The organism is Mycobacterium sp. SMC-13 (genome assembly GCF_045311035.1).
Taxonomy (GTDB): domain Bacteria; phylum Actinomycetota; class Actinomycetes; order Mycobacteriales; family Mycobacteriaceae; genus Mycobacterium.
Window position 1 is genome coordinate 89405 of sequence record NZ_JBJIAI010000012.1, and the last position, 25465, is coordinate 114869.

Genomic DNA, 25465 nt, shown 5'->3' on the forward strand with positions numbered 1-25465 from the left:
CGCCTAGTTGTTGACGTACCAGGACAGGCAACCGGGCTTGTCGTGGCACGCGATGATGGCGCCCGCGTCGGGAGCCGCGCCGCGCACCTTGGGGGTGTTGCGCGCCGGCAGGTTGCAGTTCACGACGTAGGGGTTCCACGGGACGACACCGTCGACGCACGGTTCCCCGGTCGCATGCAGCGTGACGGTCGGGTTGCGCAGCGCCGTCGGCAGGATCGTGAACGCGATCGCGACGGCGCCGATGAACACCAGTCGCAGCGCGCGCGACGCTCGTGTCGCCAGTACTCGTGTGGTCATGATCATCACCACCAAAAATGTTTCCGTCTACGTCAACGGTACACCTGGGTGGATGCCCGCAGACAGTAGGGAAAACCCCCATTTCTGCACTGAAATGGGGGTTTTCGACCGTCGGCAAGTGCCGGCTACGGATCGCGGGGCAGGCCCAGCAGCCGCTCGGCGATGATGTTCAGCTGCACCTCGGAGGTGCCGCCGTAGATGGTCGTCGCGCGGCCGGCCAACAGGTATTCGTCCCACCGGCCGGAGGGCTGCTGCGGGTCACCGACGACGGCGTCGCTGCCGAATGACGCGACCCCGAATTCGGCGTAGCCCTGGCCGGTCTTCATGGACAGCAGCTTGGAGATCGCGGCGGCCGGCATCGGATCGCCACCGGCGAGGGTCAGCAGCGTCGAGCGCATGTTGAGCAGCTTGGCGGCGTGCCCCTCGGCGATCAGCTTGCCCGCTTCGTGGCGCTGCAGTTCGTCGAATTCGCCGTCCCGCAGGAACTCCACGAACTGGTCCAGGCTGGCCAGGAACGGCGGCTCGCTGCTGCCGATCGACACCCGCTCGTTGGTCAGGGTGTTGCGGCTGACCTCCCAGCCGCGGTTCACCTCGCCGAGCACCATGTCGTCGGGGACGAAGACGTCGTCGATGAACACGGTGTTGAACATCGCGTTGCCGGTGAGCTCACGCAGCGGCTTGACCTCGACCCCGGGGCTCTTCATGTCGAGCAGGAAGTACGTGATGCCTTGATGTTTCGGCGCATCGGGGTCGGTGCGGGCCAGCAGCGCACCCCACGCGGAGAACTGCGCGCCGGTGGTCCAGATCTTCTGGCCGGTGATGCGCCAGCCGCCGTCGACCTTGACGGCCTTGGTGGTCAGGCTGGCGAGGTCGCTGCCGGCACCGGGCTCGGAGAACAGCTGGCACCAGATCATGTCGCCGCGGAACGTCGGCGGCAGGAAGTCCTGCTGCTGCTTGTCGGTGCCGAACGCCACGATCGACGGGATGATCCACGCCGCGATGCCCATCTGCGGCCTGCGCACCTTTCCGGTGCTGAACTCCTGGGCGATGATGATCTGCTCGATCGGCTCCGCGGCCCGGCCCCACGGCGTCGGCAGGTGCGGCTGCACCCAGCCGCCTTCGGCGATCGCGGTGTTGCGCTCCGGTCCGCTCGGAAGTGCTTTCAGCGCAGCCACTTCCGCCCGGATCTCGGCGCGCAGCTTCTCGGTGTCCGGGTCCAGGTCGATGTCGATGGACCGCATGCCCGAGGTTGTGGCGAGGTCCACGACCTGGCGCGGGTGGTCGGCGGCCCGGCCGAATCCGGCGACCAGCGCGATGGCGTGCCGGTAGTACACGTTGGTGTCGTGTTCCCAGGTGAAGCCGATGCCGCCGTGCACCTGGATGCAGTCCTGCGCACAGTGCTGCGCGGCGACGGGCGCCAGGGTGGCGGCCACCGCGGCGGCGAACAGGTAGTCGGAGCCGGCGTCACCGGAAGCGTGCTCGTCGAGGGCGCGGGCGGCATCCCAGACGGCGCCCGTGGCCCGCTCGGTCTCGGCAATCATGTTGGCGCACTTGTGCTTGATGGCCTGGAACTGGCCGATGGGCCGGCCGAACTGTTCGCGGATCTTGGCGTACGCGGCGGCGGTGTCGGTGGCCCACCGCGCGACGCCGACGCATGCGGCCGCCAGCAGTGTCGTGATCAGGGCCCGGGCGTGCGACTGGTCCAGGCCGGTGAGGATGCGATCGGCGGCGACCGGCACGGCGTCGGCGCGGACGTGGGCGACGGGGTGCAGTGGGTCGACGCTCTGCACCGGGTCGATCTGCAGGCTTGCGGTGTCGAGGGCCACCCACCGGCCGTCGACGGGCACCACCAGAAGCTCGGCTTGCGCGGCCGCGGGGACGGCGCGGATCTCACCGCTGACGACGAGTCCATCGCCCTGGGTGGTGGCGGTCAGGCCCGAGTTCAAGGCGTACGCGGCGATGATCTCGCCGGAGGCCAGGCCGGGTAGCAGGGCTGACTTGGGGTCGTGCGCGGCGATCAGCGCACTGGCGATGGCCGACGGGACGAACGGGCCGGGGACGGCGCCGTAGCCGAACTCGGCCAGGGTGATCGCGAGTTCGAGGATGCCGAAGCCTTGTCCGCCAACGGCTTCCGACAGGTGCAGGCCCTGCAGGCCTTGGTCGGCGGCCGCGGCCCAATACGGCGGCGGGTTGCTGATCGGGGTCTCGAGGGCCTCGTGCAAGACCTCGGACGGCGCGACCCGCGCCACCAGGGATCGGACCGAATCGGCCAGATCGTTGTGCTCGGACGTGATCGCGATGGGCATCGTTGCCTCCTGTGACCGGCTGTGGGCTGTGCAGGGCGCACCCAACCAAATAACTGGTCGGTTGGTTCCGAGAGTAACCCACTTGACGGGTGTTTAGAGGTTCACTTCGTTCACTACGTTGGCCAGCTGCTGTCCAGCGGCGAGTCGCTCGCAGTTACCGACCGCTTCGGCCAGGTAGCGGTGCATGGTGTCGGCGGTGTACCACGTGGTGTGCGGGCTGGCGACGACGTTGTCGAGCTTGAGCAGTGGATTGGCGGCGTCGACGGGCTCGGTGGCGAAGACGTCGAGGCCCGCGGCCTGTAGGGGCCCGTGCTGTAGTGCGGAGACCAGCGCGGGTTCGTCGATGACGGCGCCGCGTGAGGTGTTGACCAGGACCGCACCGGGTTTCATGAGGCCCAGCGCCTCGGTGTCGAGCAGCCCTTCGGTGTGTTCGGTGAGCGGCAGGTGCAGCGAGACGACGTCGCTGGCGGCGAGCAGGTCGGGGAGCGTCCGCCAGCCGGGGTGGCCCTGCGCGCCACGGGTATTGGTGTGCACGACGGTGGCGCCCATGGCGGTGACGATGGTCTCGACCCGCTTGGCGATGTTGCCGTACCCGATGAGGCCGACGGTGCAGCTGCCGATGTCCCGGACCGTTTCGCCGAGTGTCGGGTCGGTGGGCCAGCCGGCGCCGGCGCGCGTGGCGCGGTCGAGTTCCGGCAGCCGTCGCAACGCGGCCAGCATCAGCATGACGGCGCCCTCGGCGACCGACGGCGCGTTGGCGCCCGGCATGTTGGCGACCGCGATCCCGAGCCGCGTCGCGGCGGCGACCTCGATGGTGTTGACGCCCGCGCCCATCTTGTGGACCAGCTTGAGGCGCCCGCCCGATTCCAGATCCGCGGCGCTGACCGGCCGCAGGACGTGCCACAGCACCTCGGCGTCCGGCAGCTCCCGGTAGAACGTCGTGTCGTCGTCCGCCGCGCAGAACCGCACATCGACCAGATCCTCCAGCGGAGCAAGGAATTCGATGACCCGCGGGCCGGGCGTGAAATGCGCCAACACCCGCACGGGCCGGCTCACCGCCACCGCTTGGCGATCCATTTGGCGATCAGATCGGCCTGCTCGCTGCGGGCGCCCGGGGTGGTGAAGTAGTGGTCGGAGTCGATGGCGTGCAGCGTCTTGTCGGTGGTGGCCAGCGCGTCGTAGATGCGTTGCGCGTCAGAGGGATACACGCCCGAATCCTGTTCGGCGTTGATCACCAGCGCCGGGTTGTCGATGAGGGCCAGGTGCGGCTCGGCGCGGGTCTGGGCGTGCCGCAGGCTCCACATCGTCAGCCAGCTGCGCAGTGTGCAGGCCGCGGCGATGCCGTTGGCCGAGCGGTTGGCCTGGACGGGGGTACCCGCATAGCACTGATTGGCCGGGCGCTTGGTGGGTTCGAGCGTGGGGTCGATCATGCGCAGGTCGGCCCAGGTGCGCATGACGGTGAACGGGCGGTCCCGGAAGCCCGCGGCGCGGACGCGCGCGTATTCGGCCTCCACCCAGTCGGTGATCGCGTGGTTTCGGGCGACCTGCGCGTCGCGGTACCGCTGGACGAATTCCGGCGCGAAGGGCGGGCCGTTGTGCTCGGCGAACGGGTCGAGATCGGGATCGGTTGCCAGTGCGTCGGATTCGTCGGTCACCGAGCCGTCCATCCAATTGGTGAGCACATCAGGTCGGCCGGGGTGGGCGGCGCTGGAGACGTAGCCGTCCGCCGGCAGCAGGTCGTAGACGCCGGCCGCCGGGCGCATCCCTTCCAGCGGCGTGATGTGCGGTGACAGCGCCTGGGCCTGATAGGCGGCCATCAGCGAGCCGCCACCCGAATTGCCAAGCAGAATAACGGTTTCCACGCCGGCGACCTCGCGCAGCCAGCGCACCCCGACGCCGATGTCCACGAGCGCGTGATCGAGCAGGAAGCTGGATTCGTAACCGCGGAATCGGGTGTTCCAGCCGAGGAACCCGATACCGCGGGTTGCCATGTAGTCGGCGAGATAGTGTTCGGCGAAGTCGATCTGGTAGTGCGTGGCGATCATCGCCACCTTGGGTTTCCGGCCCATGCCGCGGTAGTAGATGCCCTGGCAGGGGTGACCACCGGACCCGGCACGCAGCGCGGTCGGCGAGTCCATCCCGATGAACTCTCGGGTGACTCCCGCGGCGGACGAACTTCCGGGTTTGTTCATGTACGCGGATTCCCCTCGTGGTAGATGGTCCGGTAGAAGATGTTGGCCAGGGTGGTGACGCAGGCGTCGTCGTCTGCGGTGGTGGCGCCATCGCCTGACAATTGGGTATAGCAGAACTGGTTCAGCATCGATACCAATGCCACGGCAACGAGTCGTGGATTGTCGTCCGGGCAGAAGCCTTGCTGCTGAGCGTGTTTGACCATCGACACGATCAGCGAGATGGGCAGCTCGCAGATTTCGGACCAATACTGGGCGAAATCGTCGTTGATCATGGCCAACTGGGAAATGGCGATGACCTCGGCAAGCCGGTGCCGGTAGGTCTCCCAGTGTGCGGCGGCTGCCTGGTGGGAGCGTTCCCAGTTGGTCAGCTCGGCGCTGATGGCCGGGAGCGCCCGCTCGCGGGCTTCGTCGCGGAAGCGTTGTGCCCATTCATGGACCATCGCCTCCTTGGAGTCGTAGTAGTTGTAGAACGACGCGGTGGAGCGGCCGGCCTCGGCCGCGATGTCCGAAATGGTGGTCGCCAGAATGCCTTTGCGGGCTATGACGGCGCGAGCGGCGCTGTCGATCGCCGCTTGCGTCTGGCGCCCCCGCACGGTGGGCAGCTGCTCGCGGGGCGCGACGGTCACAGTGGCGTCCTTTCGAGGTGTCATTGATCAAACCTGAACCTGATGTTAGATTCAGATTAGGTGATTGACCAGACCCTGTCGTCAGGAGTGGCACGATGATCAAGCCCGACAACCGCAACGCCGAATTCGAGCTGGGCGGCATCAACCACGTCGCCCTGGTCTGTGCGGACATGGCGCGGACCGTCGACTTCTACTCGGGCGTGCTGGGCATGCCGCTGGTGAAGTCGCTGGACCTGCCAGGCGGCATGGGGCAGCACTTCTTCTTCGACGCCGGCAACGGCGACTGCGTGGCGTTCTTCTGGTTCGCCCAGGCTCCCGACGGAGCGCCCGGTATCTCGCAACCGGCGGCATTGCCCGGTATCGGGGAGTTCATGAGCGCCGTCGGGTCGTTGAACCACTTGGCCTTTCATGTGCCCGCTGAGAAGTTCGACGAGTACCGCAAGCGGCTCAAGGAAAAGGGCGTGCGCGTCGGGCCGGTGCTCAACCACGACGAGAGCCCCATGCAGGCGTCGCCGACGGTGCACCCCGGCGTGTACGTACGGTCGTTCTACTTCCAGGACCCCGACGGCATCACACTGGAGTTCGCCTGCTGGACCAAGGAATTCACCGAGGCCGACACCGTGACGGAACCGCGGACCGCGGCGGACCGGCGGCCGGCGGTGGCTCCCGCCTGACGGCTGGAATGCCGGGTTTGTCTCGACCGTGCAATCAGACCGCTTGAATCTGCCGCGAAATCGACGATCTGGTGGCACGGTCGCGAGCCTCCGCGTGCTGGGCACTTGACAAGCAAATGTCTTGCGGACGTCGACCCTGCGCTGACGCTCACAAAGCTCGAGTCATGGGGACCCGGGCTGCAGGATCAACGTGAGACCGTCATTGATTCCGCGGCTACGGCGCAAAAAGCTGAGTGCGCGAGACCATGAGTGCAGGATCAGTACCCGCCACGCTCGGCGCCAACCTATTTCGTCGCTTCGACGAAGTAACCGCGCGGGACGTCGGGCACATCCATCGGCACCGCGGGGGCGAACCAACGGCCCCACTCATTTCCCGGCACGGCGACGTCGGTGACCACCGCAGACCAGCCGTGGCGCTCCGCGAGTTCAGCGGGCTGGTCGGTGCCGAACAGCCACGGTGCCCCGTTGCGCGCCATCGACTGGCGCACCGCCGCCAACAGTTGCGCGTCGAGCAGCGTCTTGCCGACGACGTCGTACAGCAGCACCGAACCAGTCGCGGAAAGGGCGTCGACGCGCTCGAAGACCGTGCCGACCGCGGCTTCGTCGAGGTACTGCAGTAGTCCCTCGGCCAACCACGCCGTAGGTCGGCGGTCGTCAAAGCCGTTGGCGCGCAAAGCTGCTGTCCAGTCGCCGGTGAGGTCGACGCCGACCGCCACCCGCGTGCACAACGCCTGCTCGCCCTCCAGCGCCGCGGCCTTGGCGGCGATCACCTCGGGCTGGTCCAATTCGTACACCGTGGTGCCGTCCGGCCAGGACAGCCGGTAGGCGCGGGCATCCATACCCGCGGCGAGAATCACGACCTGGCGGACGGACCGGGTGGCGCGCAGCAGGGCCTCGTCCCAGAACCGGGTGCGCACCACGATCTGCCGGGTCGGCCGGTCCCCGGCTTCGGCGACGGCTTCGGCGAGCAGCCGGCGGCCCGTCTCTCCGGCAAGGCGGTCGGCGAACGGATCGGTGAAAAGGCGGTCAGGGCGGCGTGATTCGTCGGCGCGGATGGCGGCGACCAGAAGGCCGGTGTTCGCGACGGCCTGTGCTCCTTGGTGCATGCCCCCATGGTGCCGGTCTGATGCGCGCGACGCTTGGATATTTTTGCCCGTTGACTGATTACCCCGGCAGCCCCACATGGCTGGGCAGCGCGCTGCGCCGCTGGGCATATTGGGTCGGCGTGACCGAGGTGAAGCCGCGGAACTCGCGCACGAAGTGCGGTTGATCGAAGTACCCGAGAGTGGCCGCGACGTCGGCGCCGTCGCGGCTGCCGGCATCGAGCAGACGCAGTGCCGCCTGGAGCCGTCGCACGCGCAGATAGGCCTTCGGGGTGAGTCCGATCTCGTTGCGGAACGTCGCGATCAAGCGCTTGGGGGACAGGCCCGTCAGCTCGGCGGCCTCGGAAACCCGGAGTGACGGTTGGCGTTCGGCGGTGTGCAGTACCGGCATGAGGGTGTGGGAAATCGGCCGCAACCGGGCGATGAGGAAGTCCTCGACGATCTCGATGCGTCGGGGCCAGTCCGGTGTCGCGATCAGTTGCTCGCGCAGCAGGGTGGCTCCGGCGCCCCAGAGGTCGGTGAGGTTGGCGCAGGAATTCTCCAGGTCCGCCAACGGAATTCCGAAGAATGGCAGTGCGCCGCCGGGCCGGAAATGAATGGTGAGCACCGCTTCGCCCGGATCGATCCGGGTGACGTACGACAGCGTGCCCGGCCCGGTGAGGAATGCCGGCTCCACCGGCATCCGGGTGGCGCCGTCGGCGGAGAAGATGTCGACGCGATCCCGGCCGCCCACGTCGATGACCACGGTCGCGGCGCCGCGCGGCAGTGCTCGGCTCCGGTCGGTGGCCACGCCACCGTGCGCCCAATAGCCGAAGAAGTCGATGTGCTGGTGCAGCGGCGACCGGGGCCGGCGCAACCGGGGTCCGTTCACCGGCGGACGGCCCGCTTGCCGAGCGTGTCCAGCAGCAACGCCAGATGATCGATCAATTCGTCTGGGGTGAAAGTGATTTCGCCCGACAGCCAGGCGCTCAGCGTCTGTCCGACGCCGCCGACCGCGAAATGGGTGCTGGCCCGGCGACGATCGCCGGCGGGTAGTTGAAGGGCGTCGCCCGCGTGCTGGCCGAGCAGCATGGCGAAGAAGACGGTCGATTCGTTGCGCTTGCGTGCCACCACTTCGTTGGACAGCTGCGCGCTGAACAGCAGCCGGCCGACCCTGGGGTCGTCGGCGATGGCGTGCACGATGTTGGCCATACCGGCGCGGCTCTGCTCATCGAGCGGCGCGGCGGCGACCGCCGCCTGCGTCGTGGTGGCCAGGCCGGCGATCACGTGGTCGAACACCGCCTCGACGAAAACGTCCTTGTCGGAGAAGCTTTCGTAGAAGTAGCGCATCGCCACGCCGGCTCCGCCGCAGATGGTCCGCACCGTGAGTTCCGGTGCCGGCGGCGCGCCACCCAGAATCTCCAGTCCGGCGTCGATCAGCCGGGCCCGTCGTTGGGCCAGGCGTTCTGCCGCGTCGATCCCGCGGTACGGGCGTACCTGAGGCACCCCGCCATCTTGACACCCGCACCGTGCCGCGGGCAATATCAGGAATCAATCGTTCTCACTTTTGCTAGGAGTGACCAATGACGGTCGATCTCGTCGAGATGCCGGTCAACGCATGCGCGCCCGGCCGTCGGGTGCGTCGTGATGTCCAGTACGCCGACGGATTGGTTGGTGCGGCACTACTGGCGGGCCCGGCCAACGTGATCATGCAGCTGGCGCGTCCGGGCGTCGGCTACGGCGTCGTCGAGAGCCGGGTGGAAAGTGGCCGCACCGACCTGCACCCGATCAAGCGCGCCCGGACCACGTTCACGTACCTCGCGGTCGCAATCCTGGGATCCGACGAACAGAAGGCGGCGTACCGCAGCGCGGTGAACACGGCGCACCGGCAGGTGTACTCCACCGCCGACAGCCCGGTGAAGTACAGCGCCATGGACAAGAACCTGCAGCTCTGGGTGGCGGCGTGCCTGTTCAAGGGCGCGCTCGACGTGTACCGCCTGGTGGTCGGCGAGTTGGATGACGAGACTGCCGAGGAGTTCTATCGGCAGGGCATGACGATGGGCACCACCTTGCAGGTGACGCCGGAGATGTGGCCGGCCGACCGGGCTGCCTTCGACAAGTACTGGCAAGAGTCGCTGGACCAGGTGCACATCGACGACACGGTGCGCGAGTACCTGTTTCCGATTGCGGCGGCGCGGTTGAAGGGGCTGCAGCTTCCTGGCCCGCTGCAGCGCTGGTCCGAGGCGTTTGCCTTGCTGCTCACCACCGGCTTCCTGCCGCAGCGCTTCCGCGACGAGATGCAGCTGCCGTGGGATACCAAGCGGCAGAAGCGCTTCAACGCGGTGATGAAACTCGTGAAAGCGGTCAACCGCGTGCTGCCCGGGCCGCTGCGGCGGTTCCCCTTCAATTGGATGCTCATGGATCTGAACTGGCGCATCCGCACCGGGCGCCCGCTGGTCTGAGGCTCGTCCCAGTCGGCGTCCACGTTGTCGGCGTACCCTCGCGCGGGTGCGGACCGACAATGACAGCTGGGACATCAACTCGAGTGTTGGATCGACTGCGGTGATGGTTGCCGCGGCGCGGGCATTGGAAGCGGCCAAGCCCAATCCGCTTGCGGTGGACCGATATGCGGAGGTGTTCACCCGCGCGGTCGGCGGTGTCTGGGCCGACGTGTTGGACGGTGAGGCGCCGGAACATCCGTTGGCGACGCCCGAATTCGGCGAACCGTTCATCAACTTTCAGGCCTCGCGGACCAAATACTTCGACACCTACTTCCAGCGCGCCGCGGCGGCCGGTGTGCGCCAGATCGTGCTACTGGCCGCAGGGCTCGACTCGCGCGCCTACCGCCTGGACTGGCCCGACGGCACCGTCATCTACGAGCTCGATCAACCGCAGGTGCTCGAGTTCAAGCGGGAAGTGCTGGCCGGCAACGAAGCCGAACCGAAGGTCGAGCGCCGGGAGATCGCCGTCGACCTGCGCGACGACTGGCGGACGGCACTCACGGCCGCCGGTTTCGATCCCTCCCGCCCGTCGGCGTGGATCGCCGAGGGGCTGCTGATCTATCTGCCCGCGACGGCACAGGACGATTTGTTCACCGGAATCGATGCCCTGGCGGCACCTGGCAGTTGGGTGGCGGTCGAAGAGGGCAAGCCCATGCCGGCTGAGGTGTTCGCGGCCAAGCGTGCCGCCGGGGACGACATGGCGGAAGGCTTCTTCAAGCTGATCTACAACGAGCAGATCGCCCCGGCGGCGGACTGGTTCGGCGCGCGCGGTTGGCGGGCGGAGGCCACGGGGCTGGCCGACTACTTCCGCTCGGTGGGCCGTCCGGTGCCGACGAATCCGGAAGCCGCGACCATGATCGCCTCGAACACCCTGGTCACTGCCGTTAAGGAGTGAGCGTCGTCACCTGCTCCGACGGAGGGGTGCGTCTCGACAACTTAAGTTATGCAATGCTAACTTCGCAGGGGTTAGCTTAGGCATACTTAAGGAGATATGCGGGGACTCTAATATCCCGCGAACATCGACATGGGCACTGACACATTTGCGGTATCCGCCGCGGCGCACTTCCAGCAAGGCGCGCCCGCGCGGCGGCACAGTGCCCGTTCCTCGGCCCGTCGGGAACCAACCCGTTCCGGATGCCGACTCCTTCTTAGGGCGGCCGCCAGATGAGCGGTGGTTCGTCCTCTGGCGTGTCGACGACGGAAAGGACCCACGTGCGACCGAGCACCGCGGGCAGTAACACAGTGGTCGCCGATGTTGATGCGGCGCAGCGGGTATCGCGGGTCGACCGTGATGTGCTGACCCGGTTCGCCACCGGCTGCCTGGCGCTCGGCCTGAGCGTCGACGGTCGTCGTCGCCCGGCCGACCTCGACGCCGCCCTGGGCGGCTTCCTGACTTTGACGCGCATCGCCGGCGAGCACTGCGACGCCTGGACCGGGTTGGCCGCCGCTGGTGCTACAACGCCCGACGTGGTGGAGGCGATCTGGCGGACGGTGGCTTCGGCCGGCGTGTTGCAGCGGGCGCTCGACCTCGCCGACGGCGACCTGGGCTTCACCTACGACAGTGGTCTGTACCTGCAGTTCCGCGCCGCCGACCGGGACGGCTTCCAACTCGCTTACGCCGCAACACTCGCCGGTGCCGGGGCGTACGAAGAGGCCGATCAGCTGGTGGGCGAGCTGCTCGACCGCAAGCCGGGCTGGCTGCCGGCGCGCTGGGTGCGAGTGGCCATGCACCACCGCACCCGCCGTTGGTCCGACGTGGTCCGGCAGCTGACCCCGATCGTCAACGACCCCAACCTGGATCCGAACTACGCGCACGCCGCGCGGGTCGCGCTGGGTATCGCCCTGGCACACCTGGGGATGTTCGCGCCGGCGCTGTCGCACCTCGAGGACCCCGAGGGACCGGTCGCGGTCGCCGCCGTGGACGGCACGTTCGTCAAGGCGTTGTCGCTGCGGGCGCAGGGCGAGGACGACGAGGCCACCGACGTGCTGGCCGAGCTGTACGCCGCCCACCCCGACAACACTGACGCCGAGCATGCGTTGACCGACACCAGCTTCGGCCTCGATCCGACGACCGCGGCCCGGATCGAGGCCCGGCACAATCCGTGGGATCCCGAGACCGAGCCGACCGAGGCCGACTTCGTCGACCCGGATGCCAAGTCGCGCAAGGCTCATCTGCTCGTCGAAGCGGAGGCCGAGCTGGCCGAGTTCATCGGCCTGGAAGAGGTCAAGTACCAGGTGGCCCGGCTGAAAAGCTCTGTGGCGATGTCGATTCGGCGCCAGGAGCGCGGCCTGGCCGTGGCCCAGCGCACCAATCACCTGGTCTTCGCCGGACCTCCCGGAACCGGTAAGACGACCATCGCCCGCGTTGTCGCCAAGATCTACTGCGGCCTCGGCCTGCTGCGCAAAGAGACGGTGCGCGAAGTGCATCGTGCCGACCTGATCGGCCAGCACATCGGTGAAACCGAAGCCAAGACCAACGCGATCATCGACAGCGCGCTCGACGGCGTGCTGTTCCTCGACGAGGCCTACGCGCTGGTGTCCACCGGCGCAAAGAACGACTTCGGTCTGGTCGCCATCGACACTCTGTTGGCCCGCATGGAGAACGACCGCAGCCGTCTGGTCGTGATCATCGCCGGCTACCGCAAAGACCTGGACATGTTCCTGGACACCAACGAAGGTCTGCGCTCGCGCTTCACCCGCAGCATCGACTTCCCGTCCTACTCGGCGACCGAACTCACCGAGATCGCGATGCGCATGGCCGAAAAACGCGACAGCGTCTTCGAACCCGCTGCGCAGCAGGAGATGGAGCAGCTGTTCGGACACCTCGCGACGGCGACGACGCCCGACGCGGCGGGTGTCGCGCGCCGCAGCCTGGACATCGCGGGTAACGGCCGCTTCGTCCGAAATCTGGTGGAGCGCTCCGAAGAAGAACGTGAGTACCGGCTGGATCACCTTGCCGCGCACGACTTCACCGACGACGAACTCATGACGATCACCGCGAGTGACGTCAGCAACTCTGCCGCCCCACTGCTGCGGGGCCTTGGACTGGTGGTGCCCCAGTGACCGACCGTAAGAGCTTCAGTTCGCGTACCCCGGTCAACGAGAACCCGGATCAGATCCACTACCGCCGCGGATTCGTCACGCGGCACCAGGTGTCGGGTTGGCGATTCCTCATGCGCCGCATCGCATCTGGTGTGGCCATGCACGATACCCGGATGCTGGTCGACCCGTTGCGGACGCAGAGCCGCTCCGTTCTGGTCGGTGGCCTGGTGCTCGTCACCGCGCTGGCGGGCTGCTTCGTCTTCTCCCTGATCCGGCCCGCCGGCGTCGCGGGTAACGACGTGATCCTGGCCGACCGCGAGACCTCCGCGCTGTATGCCCGGGTGGGCGACCAGCTGCACCCCGTCCTGAACCTGACGTCGGCCCGGCTCATCGCCGGGCGGCCCGACAACCCGACCCTGGTTCCGAGCGCGGAGCTGGACAAGTTCGCGCGCGGCAGCCTCATCGGTATCCCGGGTGCACCGGAACGTATGGTGCCCAACACTTCTCGTGACGCCGACTGGACCGTGTGTGACGCGGCCACGGGCGAGGTCGTGGGGGCCACCCTGATCACCGGCCCGCTCGCCGAAGGCGGATCCCGCGCGGCCGCGCTGGGTGCCAACGATGCCGTGCTGGTGCGCAACGACGGTGTCGGGTCCGCCGGCGTCAACGGCGGCAGCTGGCTGCTGTGGAACGGCAAGCGCAGCGCGGTCGACCTCAACAACCGCGCGGTGACGGCAGCACTCGGCCTGGGCGCCAACGGAACTGCCCTGCCCGCGCCCCGTGCCATCGCCGACGGCCTGTTCAACGCGATCCCCGAGTCGGCCCCGCTGGCCGCACCGGTGATCGTCAACGCGGGCCAGCCGACGCCGTACCCCATGCCGGTCGCGGCACCCGTCGGCGCCGTGGTCACCGCCGTCACCACCGAGGCCGCCACCGACAACGCGGTGCGGTACTACGCGGTCCTCGACGATGGCCTGCAACCGATTTCACAGGTCGTCGCCGCGATTCTGCGCAACACCGACTCGTACGGTCTGGAGCAGCCGCCGCGGCTGAGCGCCGACCAGGTCGCTCGCATCCCGGTCTCCACCGCGATCAACACCGCGGCGTACCCGGAGCGCCCGCTGACCGTCGTCGACGCCACCAAGGCACCGCTGACCTGCGCCCGCTGGACCAAACACGATGGTGCCACGACGAATTCGCTCACCCTCCTGGCGGGAGCGACGCTGCCACTGCCCGCCGATGCACACACCGTGGCCCTGGCGGGCCCGGCCGGCACCGCGCAGCGCGTCGCGGTGACTCCGGGCACCGGTTACTTCGTCCAGGCCACCGGCCAGGGGGGAACCCCGGCGCTGTCGGGCTACTGGATCAGCGACACCGGCGTCCGCTACGGCATCTCCACCGAGGGTGACGCCACCAATGCCAACCGGAAAACCCCTGCCGCGCTGGGACTGACCGCATCACCGCTGCCGGTGCCGTGGTCGATCCTCAGCCAGTTCACGCCCGGCCCGACGTTGTCGCGCAGTGAGGCGTTGCAGGTCCCGGCGCTCGTACCTACCCGGACGAGCCCGGCAGTCGAAATCGCCGTGAGGGAGAACCCGTGAGCCGTCTGATCTTCGAAGCGCGGCGCCGGCTGCCCATCCCGGCAACCCGCGCGAGCGTCATCACCATCGAGCCGCCGCCGGAGCTGCCGCGGCTGGTGCCGCCGTCGTTGTTGCGCCGGGTGCTGCCCTACCTGATCGTCATCCTGATCGTCGGGATGATCGTGGCCCTGGTGGCCACCGGCATGCGCGTCATCTCGCCGCAGACGCTGTTCTTCCCATTCGTACTCCTGTTGGCGGCCACCGCGTTCTACCGCGGCTCGGACAACAAGACCCGGACCGAGGAGGTCGACGCCGAACGCGCCGACTACCTGCGCTACCTGTCGGTGGTGCGGGACAACGTGCGGGCGCAGGCGGCCGAGCAGCGCGCTGCCCGCGAGTGGTCCCACCCGGCGCCCGACCAGCTGGCCGCAGTCGCCGGCACCCGTCGCCAGTGGGAGCGCGACCCGCACGACGCCGACTACCTGGTGGTGCGTGCCGGTCTGCACGACGCCCGCCTGGAGACGGTGCTGCAGGTCAAGGACACCGCGGCCGAGATCGATCTGGAACCGGTGTCGCACAGCGCACTACGCGGACTGCTCGACGTGCAGCGGACGGTGCCCGCGGTGCCCGGCGGTATCGACCTGGCCAAGGTTTCGCGGATCACCGTGCTCGGTGATGCCGATGAGGTGCGCGGCGCGCTGCGGGCCTGGATCGCGCAAGCGGTGACGTGGCACGACCCGGCCCTGCTGGGGATCGCCCTGGCCGCGGCGGACGCCGAGGCGCTGGAATCGGAATCGTGGTCGTGGCTGAAGTGGCTGCCGCACAGTGACATCCCGGGCCAGATCGACGGTGTCGGCCCGGCTCGCTACCTCGCCGCCGGCGTCCCCGAGCTCGCCGCCCTCATGTCCGGTGAGCTCGCCGACCGGCAACCGTTCGGCGGCGCCGACAGCACGCCGCTGCGGCACCTGCTGATCGTCGTGGACGACCCGGACGCCGACCTCGGTGAGCTGCTGCCGCGGACCGGCCTGGCCGGTGTCACGGTGCTGCAGCGCGGCACCGAACAGCCCGAGTACCCGGACCCCGACCGCCCGGTGCTGCGCGTGTCCGGTGGCCGCATCGAGCGGTGGGCCGCGTCCGGCTGGCAGCCGTACTTCGATGTCGCCGACGACTTTTCGCCGCACGCCGCGGCGCACCTGGCCCGCGGCCTCGCGCGCTGGGACTCCAACCCGAACCGGGCCCGGAGCACGGGCGCCGGCCTGGCCACCTTCGGCACCCTGCTGGGCATCCCGGATGCGGCAGCGCTCGACGTCGCCGGCCTGTGGGCGCCGCGCTCGCGGGCCGAGGAGCTGCGCGTGCCCATCGGTGTCACCGCCACCGGTGAACCGCTGATGTTCGACCTGAAGGACGAGGCCGAAGGCGGCATGGGTCCGCACGGTCTGATGATCGGTATGACGGGCTCGGGCAAGTCGCAGACCCTGATGTCGATCCTGTTGTCGCTGTTGACGACTCACTCGGCCGACCGCCTCATCGTCATCTACGCCGACTTCAAGGGCGAGGCTGGCGCCGACATCTTCCGGGACTTCCCGCAGGTGGTGGCCGTCATCTCGAACATGGCCGAGAAGCGCTCGCTGGCCGACCGGTTCGCGGACACCCTCCGCGGTGAGGTGGCCCGGCGTGAGCAGTTGCTGATGGAGGCCGGTCGCCGCGTGCAGGGCAGCGCCTTCAACTCGGTGCTGGAGTACGAGGCGGCGCAGGCAGCCGGACACGACCTGCCGCCGATCCCGACGCTGCTGGTCGTCGCCGACGAGTTCTCCCTGATGCTCGCCGACCATCCCGAGTACGCCGAGCTGTTCGACTACGTTGCCCGCAAGGGCCGTTCGTTCCGCATCCACATCCTGTTCGCGTCGCAGACGCTGGACGTGGGCCGGATCAAGGACATCGACAAGAACACCTCCTACCGCATCGGTCTGAAGGTCGCGAGCCCGTCGATCAGCCGGCAGATCATCGGCGTCGAGGACGCGTACCACATCGAGGCCGGTCCGGAACACAAGGGCGAGGGCTTCCTGGTCCCCACCCCGGGCGCGGTGCCGGTGAAGTTCCGCAGCACCTACGTGGACGGCATCTATGACCCGCCACGTGCCGAGAAAGCGGTTGTGGTGCATGCGGTTCCGCAGCCGCAGCTCTTCCCGGCGGGTCATGTCACGCCGGCTCCCGACACGGTGATCGTCACCGACACGGCACCGGATCTGCGTCCGCCCCGCAAGCTGGTCGCCACCATCGGCGAGCAGTTGGCGCAGTACGGTCCGCAGGCGCCGCGCCTGTGGCTGGCTCCGCTGGACGAGCCGATCGCGCTGCCGGAGCTGTTGGCCGGTACCGAGATTCCCGCGGGCCACGGCCGGTGGCCGCTGGGCGAGATCGACCGGCCGTTCCAGATGCGCCGCGACCCGCTGGTCTTCGATGCCACGTCGGCGGCCGCCAACCTGGTCATCCACGGTGGGCCGAAGTCCGGCAAATCGACTGCGCTGCAGACGTTCATCCTGTCGGCGGCCGCGACCCACTCGCCGCGTGCGGTCACGTTCTACTGCCTCGACTACGGCGGCGGCGGACTGCGCTCGCTCAAGCCGCTGGCCCACGTCGGCAGCGTCGCGTCACCGCTGGAACCCGAGCGCATCCGTCGGACCTTCGGCGAGCTGGAGCAGCTGCTGGCGTCCCGCCAGGCCCGCGCCGCCGCCGGTGACGGCGACCTGCGTGATGACGGCTACGGCGACGTGTTCCTGGTGATCGACAACCTGTACGCGTTCAGCCGCGACAACACCGACACGTTCAACACCCGGAACCCGTTGCTGTCCAAGGTGACCGAACTGGTCAACACCGGCATGGCCTACGGCATCCACGTGGTGATCACGACGCCCAACTGGCTCGAGGTGCCGCTGGCGATGCGCGACGGCCTGGGCCTGCGGCTCGAGCTCAAGCTGGCCGACTCGCGCGACAGCAATGTGCGGTCCGCGGGTAATCCGGGAGTGGCGGCCCTGTCCCGCCCCGCCGACGGCGTCCCGGCCGACCAGCCGGGCCGCGGCCTGACCATGGCAGCCGAGCACTTCCTGTTCGCCGAACCGGATCTCGGTGCCATCGCCGCCATCAACGACCGGTACCCGGGGCAGACGGCGCCGCCCGTGCGCCTGCTGCCGACGGACCTGGCCCCGGAAACCCTTGCGCCGCTGTACCACAGCCCCGAGACGATCGTCATCGGTCAGCGCGAGCAGGACCTGGCCCCGGTCACGGTCGACTTCGCGGCGAACCCGCTGCTGATGGTGCTGGGCGACGCCAAGTCCGGCAAGACCACGCTGCTGCGGCACGTGATCCGTACGGTCCGCGACAACGCCACGCCGGAGTCGGTCGCGTTCACCGTGATCGATCGCCGGCTGCACCTGGTGGACGAGCCGTTGTTCCCGGACAACGAGTACACGCCCAATATCGACCGCGTGACCCCGGCGATGCTCGGTCTGGCCGCGCTGCTCGAAAAGCGCAGGCCCCCAGCGGGTCTGACGGCCGCCGAGCTGAGCGGCTGGACATACCGGAACGGGCAGGGCAACCACCTGCACTACCTGATCATCGACGACGTCGACCAGATCCCGGATGCCCCCGCGGTCAGTGGTCCGTTCGTCGGCCAGCGGCCCTGGACGGCGCTGCTGGGGCTGCTGTCCCAGGCGTCCGAACTGGGTCTGCGGGTGATCGTCACCGCCCGGGCCGCCGGCTCCGCCCACGCGGTGATGACGGCTCCGTTGCTGCGCAGGCTCAACGAGCTGCAGGCCACCACCGTGATGCTGTCCGGCAACCCGCAGGACAGCGGCCGCATCCGCGGCCACCGGTTCAACCGGCTGCCGGCCGGTCGGGCCATGGTGCTCGGCGACAGCGACGAGGCCACGTATGTCCAGTTGATCAATCCGCTGGTGGCAGACCCGATCACCGGGCGGCCCACCGGAACACAACGAGGGGAGTTCCACTGATGACCTTGCGCGTCGTTCCCGAAGGACTGACCGCAGCCGGTGCCGCCGTCGAGGCGCTCACCGCTCGGCTCGCCGCCGCCCACGCCGCGGCCGCTCCCGCGGTCACCGCGGTGATCCCGCCCGCCGCGGATCCGGTTTCGCTGCAGACGGCGATCAGCCTCAGCGCCCACGGCGCACAGCACGAGGCGGTCGCGACGCAGGGCGTCACCGAACTCGGCCGCGCCGGCGGCGGTGTCACCGAAGCCGGAATCAGCTACGCGACGGGCGACGCCGAAGCCGCCGCCACCTACGTCACGGTCCTGGGCTGACATGACCGCCCCCATCTGGATGGCGTTGCCGCCGGAGGTCCATTCGACGCTGCTGTCCAGTGGGCCCGGTCCGGGCTCCCTGCTGGCCGCGGCGGCTGCGTGGCAGTCGCTGAGCGCCGAATATGCCTCGGCCGCAGCTGAACTCACCGCGTTGCTGGGTGAGGTCCAGGCGGGGGCCTGGGAGGGGCCGAGCGCCGAGCAGTACATCGCCTCCCACGCGCCGTATCTGACGTGGCTGGCACAGGCCAGTGCCAACAGCGCCGCCAACGCGGTCCAGCACGAGACCGCCGCGGCGGCCTACACCACCGCCCTGGCCGCGATGCCGACGCTTCCCGAACTGGCCCTCAACCACGTCGTGAACGCCGCGCTGATCGCGACGAACTTCTTCGGTATCAACACGATTCCGATCGCGCTCAACGAAGCCGACTACGCCCGCATGTGGCTGCAGGCCGCGACCGTGATGAGCACCTACCAGGCGGTGTCGGGCGCGGCGGTGGCGGCGGCCCCGACGACGACGCCGGCACCGATGATGCTGGCGGCGGGCATCGGTGAGGCCGGCACCGCGTCGGCGAGCGCGACGCAGGCGGGCGCCCAACTACAGGCAGCGGATGCCGGTACGTCGCTGGACACGTCGAACGCGATCACCGACTACCTGTACAACTACATCAAGACGCTGCCCGGCGGCGATCTGATCTGGAAGTTCCTGCAGGATCCGCTGGGCCAGATCCAGCAGATGATCTTCGACTTCCTGACCAACCCCTCGCAGGCGTTGGTCACCTGGGGGCCACTGCTTTTCGCGCTCGGCTATCAGGCGTTCTTCCAGCCCGTGGGCTGGGGCACCTGGGGCGCGATGCTGTCGGCACCGCTGTGGGGGCCGGCGCTGATCGCCGTCGGCCTGTCGAGCCTCGGGTTGTTGGCCCTGCTGGAACCCGACTACGTGCCGGATCCCGAAGTCGCCGACGCGTTCCCGCCGCCGCCGCAATTGCAGGCCGTCGACCACCAGATGCCGGTCGTCAGCGTCGCCCCGACGGTGCCGGCCACCCCCGCCTCCCCGGCGAGTGCGCCCGCACCCGCTCCGGCCGCGTCGGCAGCGGCTCCCGCGCCGGCAGCGCCGGCACCGCTGATGGCATACGCGGTGGCCGTCGACGATCCGGGACCGGGCTTCACCCCGACCGTGCGGGACGGCGCCACCGCGCCGGCACCGGCGTCCGGCATCGCTGCCGCCGCAGCAGCAGCCGCGGCAGCAGCAGCGGCCGAGCGTCGCCGCGCCCGTCGCCGCCGCGCAGCGAAAGAGCGCGGTGTCCGCGACGAGTACATGGACATGAACTCGGAGGTCGATCCGGACTTCGGGGATGACGCCGGTTCAGACCGGGCTCCCCGTGCCGATGTTCTCGCTTCGGCCCGCGGTGCCGGACCGATCGGTTTCAGCGGCACGGTGACCCGCCAGGACCAGCAGGCAACAGGCCTGAACCGCCTGACCGGCAACGGTTACGGGGGCGGTGTCACCGAACCCATGCTGCCCGGCAGCTGGGACACGGAAGGCGGTGCCAACCGCTGATCCTGCGGACGAAAAGACTTGACCACCAACAGAATCCGGACGAATCCCGAGAGGAATCACTATGAGCATGCTCGACGCACACATCCCCCAGCTGGTCGCTTCCGAGTCGGCCTTCTCCGCCAAGGCCGCACTGATGCGCAGCACCATCGCCCAGGCGGAGCAGGCCGCGCAGTCGGCCCAGGGCTTCCACCAGGGTGACTCGGCCGTCGCGTTCCAGGCCGCACACGTCCGCTTCATGGCGGTCGCCGCCAAGGTCAACGCCCTGCTCGACATCGCGCAGGCCAACCTCGGCGACGCGGCCGGCACCTACGTCGCGCAGGACACCGCCGCGGCCGGCACCTACACCTCGGTCTGACCGCCGCACCCACACCCAGACACCTAGCAGCGAGGAGATCTCATGTCCCAGATCATGTACAACTACCCGGCGATGCTGGCCCACGCCGGTGAGATGACCGGTTACGCCGGTGCCCTGCACGCCGTCGGACTCGACATCGCCAGCGAGCAGGCCGCGCTGGCCGGCGCCTGGCAGGGTGACACCGGAACCAGCTACCAGGCGTGGCAGGCCCAGTGGAACACCGCGATGGAAGAACTCGTCCACGCCTACCGGGCGATGGCGAGCACCCACGAGACGAACACGCTGTCGATGAGCGCACGCGACAGCGCCGAAGGCGCCAAGTGGGTTTAGGTCCAACGGTTTCGGCGCGCTCCGGGTCACTCGGTGACCCGGAACGCGCCGGAATCCCGGTCTCCGCGGTCGAACTCACCGCGGAGCAAGCTTGGTTCCTCGCGGACCGTCTCGGCGCCGGGGGCTTTCCGTGGGTGCTGGCCATCACGCAGCCCTACAGCGACCCCGCCGCCAAGGACGGCTTCGACGCCGACCAGGTCACCGCGCTGACGCGGATGGGGGTGCTGTCCGCCGATGGCTCCGTGCATCCCGCTGTCGCGCAATGGATTCGGGCCGTATGCCGGCCCCGGCGCTGGCTGGAACTGCGATGGGTGTCCGGAGCCGGCGCCATGCTGCGCGGCATCCTCGTGCGCAACGGCGACCTGACCGTGGCGGTCTTGCGCAGCGAGCACCTGATGACCTGCACCGAACTGACCGTCGCGTCGCCGGATGCACTGGTACCGGTGCTCACGGCAGGATTGTCCGGCCGGGCGCCGGCCCGGTTCGACGAATTCGCGATGCCCGCCCACATCGGGGCCAAGGCCGACGAACGACTGCGCCGCGGCGACTCGCTGGACGACGTGATGGAGCACCTCGGCATCCCGGTGTCCGCGCATGCTGTCGTACGGGCCGCCTTCGCACCCGGCCGCAGCTACGTGGAGATCGTCGCGGGGGACCACCGAGACGGACACCGGATCAGCACCGACGTCGGCGTCAGCATCGTCGACACCGCCGCCGGCCGCGTCGTCGTCGCACCGATGAAAGCCGCTGACGGCACCTGGATTTCAAACTTCACCCCGGGCACCGACCTCGCCGTCACCGCTGCGGTGCAGCGGCTGACCGCGACACTGCCCGACGGTCCCTGGTTCCCCACGGCGAACCTGACCCGAGACTTCGAGACCTCGACTGGAGAACGGAAAGAACATGTCCCCCAACACGTCTGGTAGTACCGCGATGCCGATTGTGCGGGTCGCGGTGCTCGCCGCGGGCGACGAGCAGGGTGGTCGCGGGCGACTCACCGACGTCGCCCTGCCGGCCGGCCTGCCCCTGCGCGAGATCGTGCCTGCCGTGCGGCGCATCGTCGGAGTCAACGGGGCACCCGACTCCGCAGCCCCCGCCGAGCTGTCACTCGCGCCGCTGGGCGGTGCGGCGTACAGCCTCGACGCCACCCTCGACACAGTCGGTGTGGTCGACGGTGACCTGCTGGCGCTGCAGCCCGTGCCTGCCGGTCCGCCGGCGCCGCGCATCGTCGAGGACATCGCCGATGCCGCCGCGATCTTCTCCGCTGCCCGCGAAAACCCCTGGGGTAACGCGCATATCCGGCGTTTCGCGGCGTGGGCCGTCGTGGCCCTGACGGTGCTCGCCACCGCGCTGGCGACGCTGGTGCGTGTGCGTACCGGCCAGCCGGCCGGGCTGTTCACCGTCATCGGCGTGGCGGTGCTGACCGTCGCGGCTGCGCTGTTGACCCGTCCGGCCATGCCGCGGCTCGCGACCGCCCTGAGCCTGGCGGCACTGCTGCCGGTCGGTGCCGCCTTCGCGCTGGCGGTCCCCGGCCCGACCGGTCCGGCCGCCCTGCTCCTCGGTGCGGCGGCGGTCGCGGCCTGGTCGATCGTCAGCATCACCGTCGGCGGCCAGGCCATCGCGGCCTTCACCGCCACGACCGTCCTCGGTATCGCGGGCGTGATCGTCGGTGGCGCTGCGTCGATCTGGCAGTTGGGCAACGCCGTGATCGGTGCTGTGCTCATCGTTTTCGCGCTGCTGGTCATGGTCCAGGCCGCGCAGCTGTCGACGCTGTGGGCGCGCTTCCCGGTGCCGAACATCCCGGCACCGGGCGACCCGACGCCGTCGGCCCTGCCGCGGTCGGTGCTGGCTGATCTGCCGCGCCGGGTCCGCGTGTGTGACGCACACCAGACGGGCTTCCTCGCCGGTGCCGTGCTGACCATGACCACGGGCTCGGTGGTCCTGGTGGCCGGGGCCCACCCGTCGCCGTGGGCGTGGTACGTGGTCGTGGCCGCGGCACTGGCGACGGCGCTGCGGGCCCGCATCTGGGACTCGGTGCCGTGCAAGGTGTGGCTGCTCGGCCAGCCGTATCTCGTTGCGGCCGTGCTTCTCACGATGTTCGCGATCGGTGGCCACTACGCCAACGCATGGTGGTCGCTGGGCGTGCTCGCGGTGCTCGTCGCGGTCGGCGTGGTGGCCGCACTGAACCCCCAGGTCGCCGACCCGCAGACCTATTCGCTGCCGATGCGTCGCCTGGTCGGCTTCGCGGCGACGGCCTTGGACGCTTCGCTGATCCCGGTGCTGGCCTACCTGGTGGGTCTGTTCGCCTGGGTCATCAACCGGTGATGGTGGCCATCCGGCGCGGAATCTCCGTCCTGACAGCCGCTTTCGCCGCCACCGCCGCAGTGGTGCCGACGGCGCTGGTGCCGACCGCCGGTGCCGTCGTGCCGCCGCACGTCGACGAACACGCGGCGCCGCCATCGGGCAGCGTCGGCCCCGTCGCGGCGATGGGGCAGCGCGGACAGTGCGTCACCGCCGGCGTGCTGCCCGGCACCGATCCGGGCGCACCGGGTCCGGGCCACACCCTGCTCAATGTGCCGGGTGCCTGGGCCTTCAGCCGCGGTGACGGACAGACGGTGGCGGTCATCGACACCGGCGTGCATCCCGGTCCGCGGTTGCCCAATGTGGACGCCGGCGGCGACTATGTGGAGAACACCGACGGGCTCACCGATTGCGATGGCCACGGCACGCTCGTGGCCGGACTGATCGCCGGTCAGCCGGGCGCGGACGGGTTCTCCGGCGTCGCGCCGGGCGCCCGCATCCTGGCCATCCGTCAGACGTCGGAGCGGTACGCGCCCCGCGGTAACGGGGGAGATCCGGCCGCGGCGTATGCGACCATCGCGGTCGCGTCACTGGCCCGGGCCGTGGTGCATGCCGCCGACCGCGGCGCCAAGGTCATCGCCATCACGGCGGTCACCTGCCTGCCCGCCGACCGGCCTGTCGATCAGACCGAACTGGGCGCGGCCCTGAAATACGCTGCGCAGGAAAAGGATGCGGTGATCGTCGCCGCCGCAGGCAATGATCGGGCCGGCCTGGCCGGTGGCCCGTCCTGCGAGGCCAACCCCCTGGACAATCCCGGGAACACGGCCGACCCGCGCAACTGGGCCGGCGTCAAGTCGGTGTCCATCCCGTCCTGGTGGCAGCCGTACGTGCTGTCGGTCGGGTCGCTCGACGCCACCGGACAACCGTCGGACTTCACCACACCCGGGCCGTGGGTCGGCATCTCGGCACCAGGGGAGAACGTCGCGTCGACCGGCGTGAACGGCCTGGCCAACGCACTGCCCAACGAACGCGGTGACCTGTTCCCGTTGCGCAGCAGCAGCTACGCCGCCGCGTACGTCGCCGGCGTCGCGGCCCTGGTGCGCAGTCGATTTCCCGCACTCAACGCGGCGGATGTGACGCACCGGCTGACCGCCACCGCGCACGGTGCCGCGCGCATGCCGTCGAACCTGGTGGGCGCCGGCGTCGTCGACCCCGTTGCGGCACTGACCTGGGACCTGCCGGCGACAGCCCCGGCACCGAAATCTGTTGCGGTGGCGATGCCGCCGGAGCCGGCGCCGAAGGACACCACGCCCCGGACCATCGCGTTCACCGGTGCGGCAGTGCTGGCCGTCGCCGCACTGATCGCCCTGGTCGCGTACCGAAGAAAGGACGACGCCCGATGACGGCCCGAATCACGTTGGCACTGCTGGTGATAATCCCGGCGGTTATGACGTACCCGTGGCACACGACGCCGCACAAGTGGATCCTGGGTGTCGCGGTCGCCGTGGTGCTGCTGGTGTTCGCCTGGTGGCGCGGCATGTTCCTGACCACGATGGTGGCCCGGCGGTTCGCGGTGTGGCGCCGGAACCGGCGCGGTGCCGCGCGGCCGCCGGCCGGCCAGGTCACTGTCGTGCTGGAAGCCGACGAATTCCCTTACGACGCATTGCCTCTCGTCGCGTCCTACGTCGACCGGTACGGCGTGCGGTGTGACTCGGTGCGCGTCACCGAACGCCGATTGGACGGCACGCGCAGCGCATGGGTCAGCGTGACCGTGACGGCCGCATCCAATCTGGCTGCGCTGCAGGCGCGCTCGTCGGAGCTGCCGCTCGCGGACACCGCGGAGAAGGTGGCCCGACGGCTGGCCGACCAGCTGCGCGAAGCCGGCGTCCCGGTCGCGGTCACCGAGGCCGCCCCCGCGCCCCGGTCAGACGGCGCGCGCGAGACGTGGCGTGCGGTCCGTGACGAGGACGGCTACCTGACGGCATACGGGCTGCCCGCCGATCAGCGGCTGCCCGGTTGTCTGGCCGAGCTGGCCTCGACGACCGAACTCTGGACCGTGCTCGAGTTCGCGCCCGGCGCAACCATTTCCGCAGCCTGCGCGGTACGCACGGCCAACGCTCCCGCCGCGGCGGCTGTCGCGGGCCTGGCGCGCGAGTCGGGCCGGCAGGGGCCGCTGCTCGCGGCGATGGCCCCGGCGTCGGCCGGCGGCCTCGGCACGCGGCCGGGTGCGCTGACGAGCGAGTTACTCGCGGAGCTGTCGGGGCGCGGCGCTGACACTGCCGTTGCGCCTGCGGCGCGGGCGTAAC

22 protein-coding genes are annotated in these 25465 nt (G+C 69.4%); 14 read left to right on the plus strand and 8 right to left on the minus strand.

What is annotated here, in order from left to right; translation table 11 throughout:
- Nucleotides 1-3: 3 nt before the first annotated feature.
- From ACJH6I_RS18665 to ACJH6I_RS18685, 5 genes are all read right to left on the minus strand, one after another.
- A complete protein-coding gene (locus ACJH6I_RS18665) occupies nt 4-297 on the minus strand; it encodes a hypothetical protein (protein ID WP_318984737.1) in 294 nt (97 codons plus the stop codon).
- 125 nt (nt 298-422) lie between these two features.
- A complete protein-coding gene (locus ACJH6I_RS18670; protein WP_406784381.1) occupies nt 423-2603 on the minus strand; it encodes an acyl-CoA dehydrogenase in 2181 nt (726 codons plus the stop codon).
- 93 nt (nt 2604-2696) lie between these two features.
- Nucleotides 2697-3680 (minus strand): 2-hydroxyacid dehydrogenase, encoded by a 984-nt coding sequence (locus tag ACJH6I_RS18675; RefSeq protein ID WP_406784382.1) that lies wholly within the window; start codon nt 3678-3680, stop codon nt 2697-2699.
- Nucleotides 3656-4795, minus strand: a complete 1140-nt coding sequence (locus ACJH6I_RS18680; protein WP_406784383.1) for an alpha/beta hydrolase — start codon at nt 4793-4795, stop codon at nt 3656-3658. Before ACJH6I_RS18680 ends, ACJH6I_RS18675 begins: the two co-directional genes overlap by 25 nt.
- Nucleotides 4792-5421: a TetR/AcrR family transcriptional regulator gene (locus tag ACJH6I_RS18685; RefSeq protein WP_226520444.1), complete on the minus strand. Its 630-nt coding sequence runs from the start codon at nt 5419-5421 to the stop codon at nt 4792-4794. The genes ACJH6I_RS18680 and ACJH6I_RS18685 overlap by 4 nt, the downstream gene beginning before the upstream one ends.
- 95 nt (nt 5422-5516) lie before the next feature.
- On the opposite strand from ACJH6I_RS18685, the gene ACJH6I_RS18690 reads away from it, so the two are divergent.
- Nucleotides 5517-6095, plus strand: a complete 579-nt coding sequence (locus ACJH6I_RS18690) for a VOC family protein (protein WP_138247732.1) — start codon at nt 5517-5519, stop codon at nt 6093-6095.
- A gap of 284 nt (nt 6096-6379) precedes the next feature.
- On the opposite strand, the gene ACJH6I_RS18695 is transcribed toward ACJH6I_RS18690, so the two are convergent.
- From ACJH6I_RS18695 to ACJH6I_RS18705, 3 genes are read right to left on the minus strand one after another with little or no spacing between them, the layout of a single operon-like run.
- Nucleotides 6380-7201: an SAM-dependent methyltransferase gene (locus ACJH6I_RS18695; protein ID WP_064860570.1), complete on the minus strand. Its 822-nt coding sequence runs from the start codon at nt 7199-7201 to the stop codon at nt 6380-6382.
- Between the two features lie 58 nt (nt 7202-7259).
- Complete coding sequence (locus ACJH6I_RS18700) at nt 7260-8069, minus strand: helix-turn-helix domain-containing protein (RefSeq protein ID WP_406784384.1); 810 nt, start codon at nt 8067-8069, stop codon at nt 7260-7262.
- On the minus strand, nt 8066-8683 hold the full coding sequence (locus tag ACJH6I_RS18705) for a TetR/AcrR family transcriptional regulator (protein ID WP_406784385.1): 618 nt from the start codon (nt 8681-8683) through the stop codon (nt 8066-8068). The genes ACJH6I_RS18700 and ACJH6I_RS18705 overlap by 4 nt, the downstream gene beginning before the upstream one ends.
- Nucleotides 8684-8760: 77 nt before the next feature.
- Between ACJH6I_RS18705 and ACJH6I_RS18710 the strand changes: the two genes are divergently transcribed.
- From ACJH6I_RS18710 to eccE, 13 genes are all read left to right on the plus strand, one after another.
- On the plus strand, nt 8761-9639 hold the full coding sequence (locus tag ACJH6I_RS18710; protein ID WP_061003145.1) for an oxygenase MpaB family protein: 879 nt from the start codon (nt 8761-8763) through the stop codon (nt 9637-9639).
- 46 nt (nt 9640-9685) lie between these two features.
- Nucleotides 9686-10573 (plus strand): class I SAM-dependent methyltransferase, encoded by an 888-nt coding sequence (locus ACJH6I_RS18715; RefSeq protein WP_061003143.1) that lies wholly within the window; start codon nt 9686-9688, stop codon nt 10571-10573.
- A 347-nt stretch (nt 10574-10920) separates the two neighbouring features.
- A complete protein-coding gene (gene eccA, locus ACJH6I_RS18720; protein WP_406784405.1) occupies nt 10921-12741 on the plus strand; it encodes a type VII secretion AAA-ATPase EccA in 1821 nt (606 codons plus the stop codon).
- Nucleotides 12738-14321, plus strand: coding sequence for a type VII secretion protein EccB (gene eccB / locus ACJH6I_RS18725; protein ID WP_406784386.1), 1584 nt, complete (start codon nt 12738-12740; stop codon nt 14319-14321). The genes eccA and eccB overlap by 4 nt, the downstream gene beginning before the upstream one ends.
- Entirely contained in the window at nt 14318-18307 is a 3990-nt protein-coding gene (gene eccCa, locus ACJH6I_RS18730) for a type VII secretion protein EccCa (protein ID WP_406775403.1), read from the plus strand. The genes eccB and eccCa overlap by 4 nt, the downstream gene beginning before the upstream one ends.
- Nucleotides 18307-18615, plus strand: coding sequence for a PE family protein (locus ACJH6I_RS18735; protein WP_318984728.1), 309 nt, complete (start codon nt 18307-18309; stop codon nt 18613-18615). The genes eccCa and ACJH6I_RS18735 overlap by 1 nt, the downstream gene beginning before the upstream one ends.
- Nucleotide 18616: 1 nt before the next feature.
- Entirely contained in the window at nt 18617-20173 is a 1557-nt protein-coding gene (locus tag ACJH6I_RS18740) for a PPE family protein (protein WP_318984727.1), read from the plus strand.
- A 61-nt stretch (nt 20174-20234) separates the two neighbouring features.
- Nucleotides 20235-20528, plus strand: a complete 294-nt coding sequence (locus ACJH6I_RS18745) for a WXG100 family type VII secretion target (RefSeq protein ID WP_212808036.1) — start codon at nt 20235-20237, stop codon at nt 20526-20528.
- A gap of 42 nt (nt 20529-20570) precedes the next feature.
- Entirely contained in the window at nt 20571-20858 is a 288-nt protein-coding gene (locus ACJH6I_RS18750) for a WXG100 family type VII secretion target (RefSeq protein ID WP_020103897.1), read from the plus strand.
- A 53-nt stretch (nt 20859-20911) separates the two neighbouring features.
- A complete protein-coding gene (locus tag ACJH6I_RS18755) occupies nt 20912-21784 on the plus strand; it encodes an ESX secretion-associated protein EspG (RefSeq protein ID WP_406784406.1) in 873 nt (290 codons plus the stop codon).
- Nucleotides 21762-23183, plus strand: a complete 1422-nt coding sequence (gene eccD / locus ACJH6I_RS18760) for a type VII secretion integral membrane protein EccD (RefSeq protein ID WP_406784387.1) — start codon at nt 21762-21764, stop codon at nt 23181-23183. Before ACJH6I_RS18755 ends, eccD begins: the two co-directional genes overlap by 23 nt.
- Nucleotides 23183-24562 carry a type VII secretion-associated serine protease mycosin gene (gene mycP / locus ACJH6I_RS18765; RefSeq protein WP_406784388.1) on the plus strand — a complete coding sequence of 460 codons (1380 nt, stop codon included), beginning with the start codon at nt 23183-23185 and terminating at the stop codon, nt 24560-24562. Before eccD ends, mycP begins: the two co-directional genes overlap by 1 nt.
- Entirely contained in the window at nt 24559-25464 is a 906-nt protein-coding gene (gene eccE / locus ACJH6I_RS18770) for a type VII secretion protein EccE (protein WP_318984724.1), read from the plus strand. The genes mycP and eccE overlap by 4 nt, the downstream gene beginning before the upstream one ends.
- The last annotated feature ends 1 nt before the right edge of the window (nt 25465 follow it).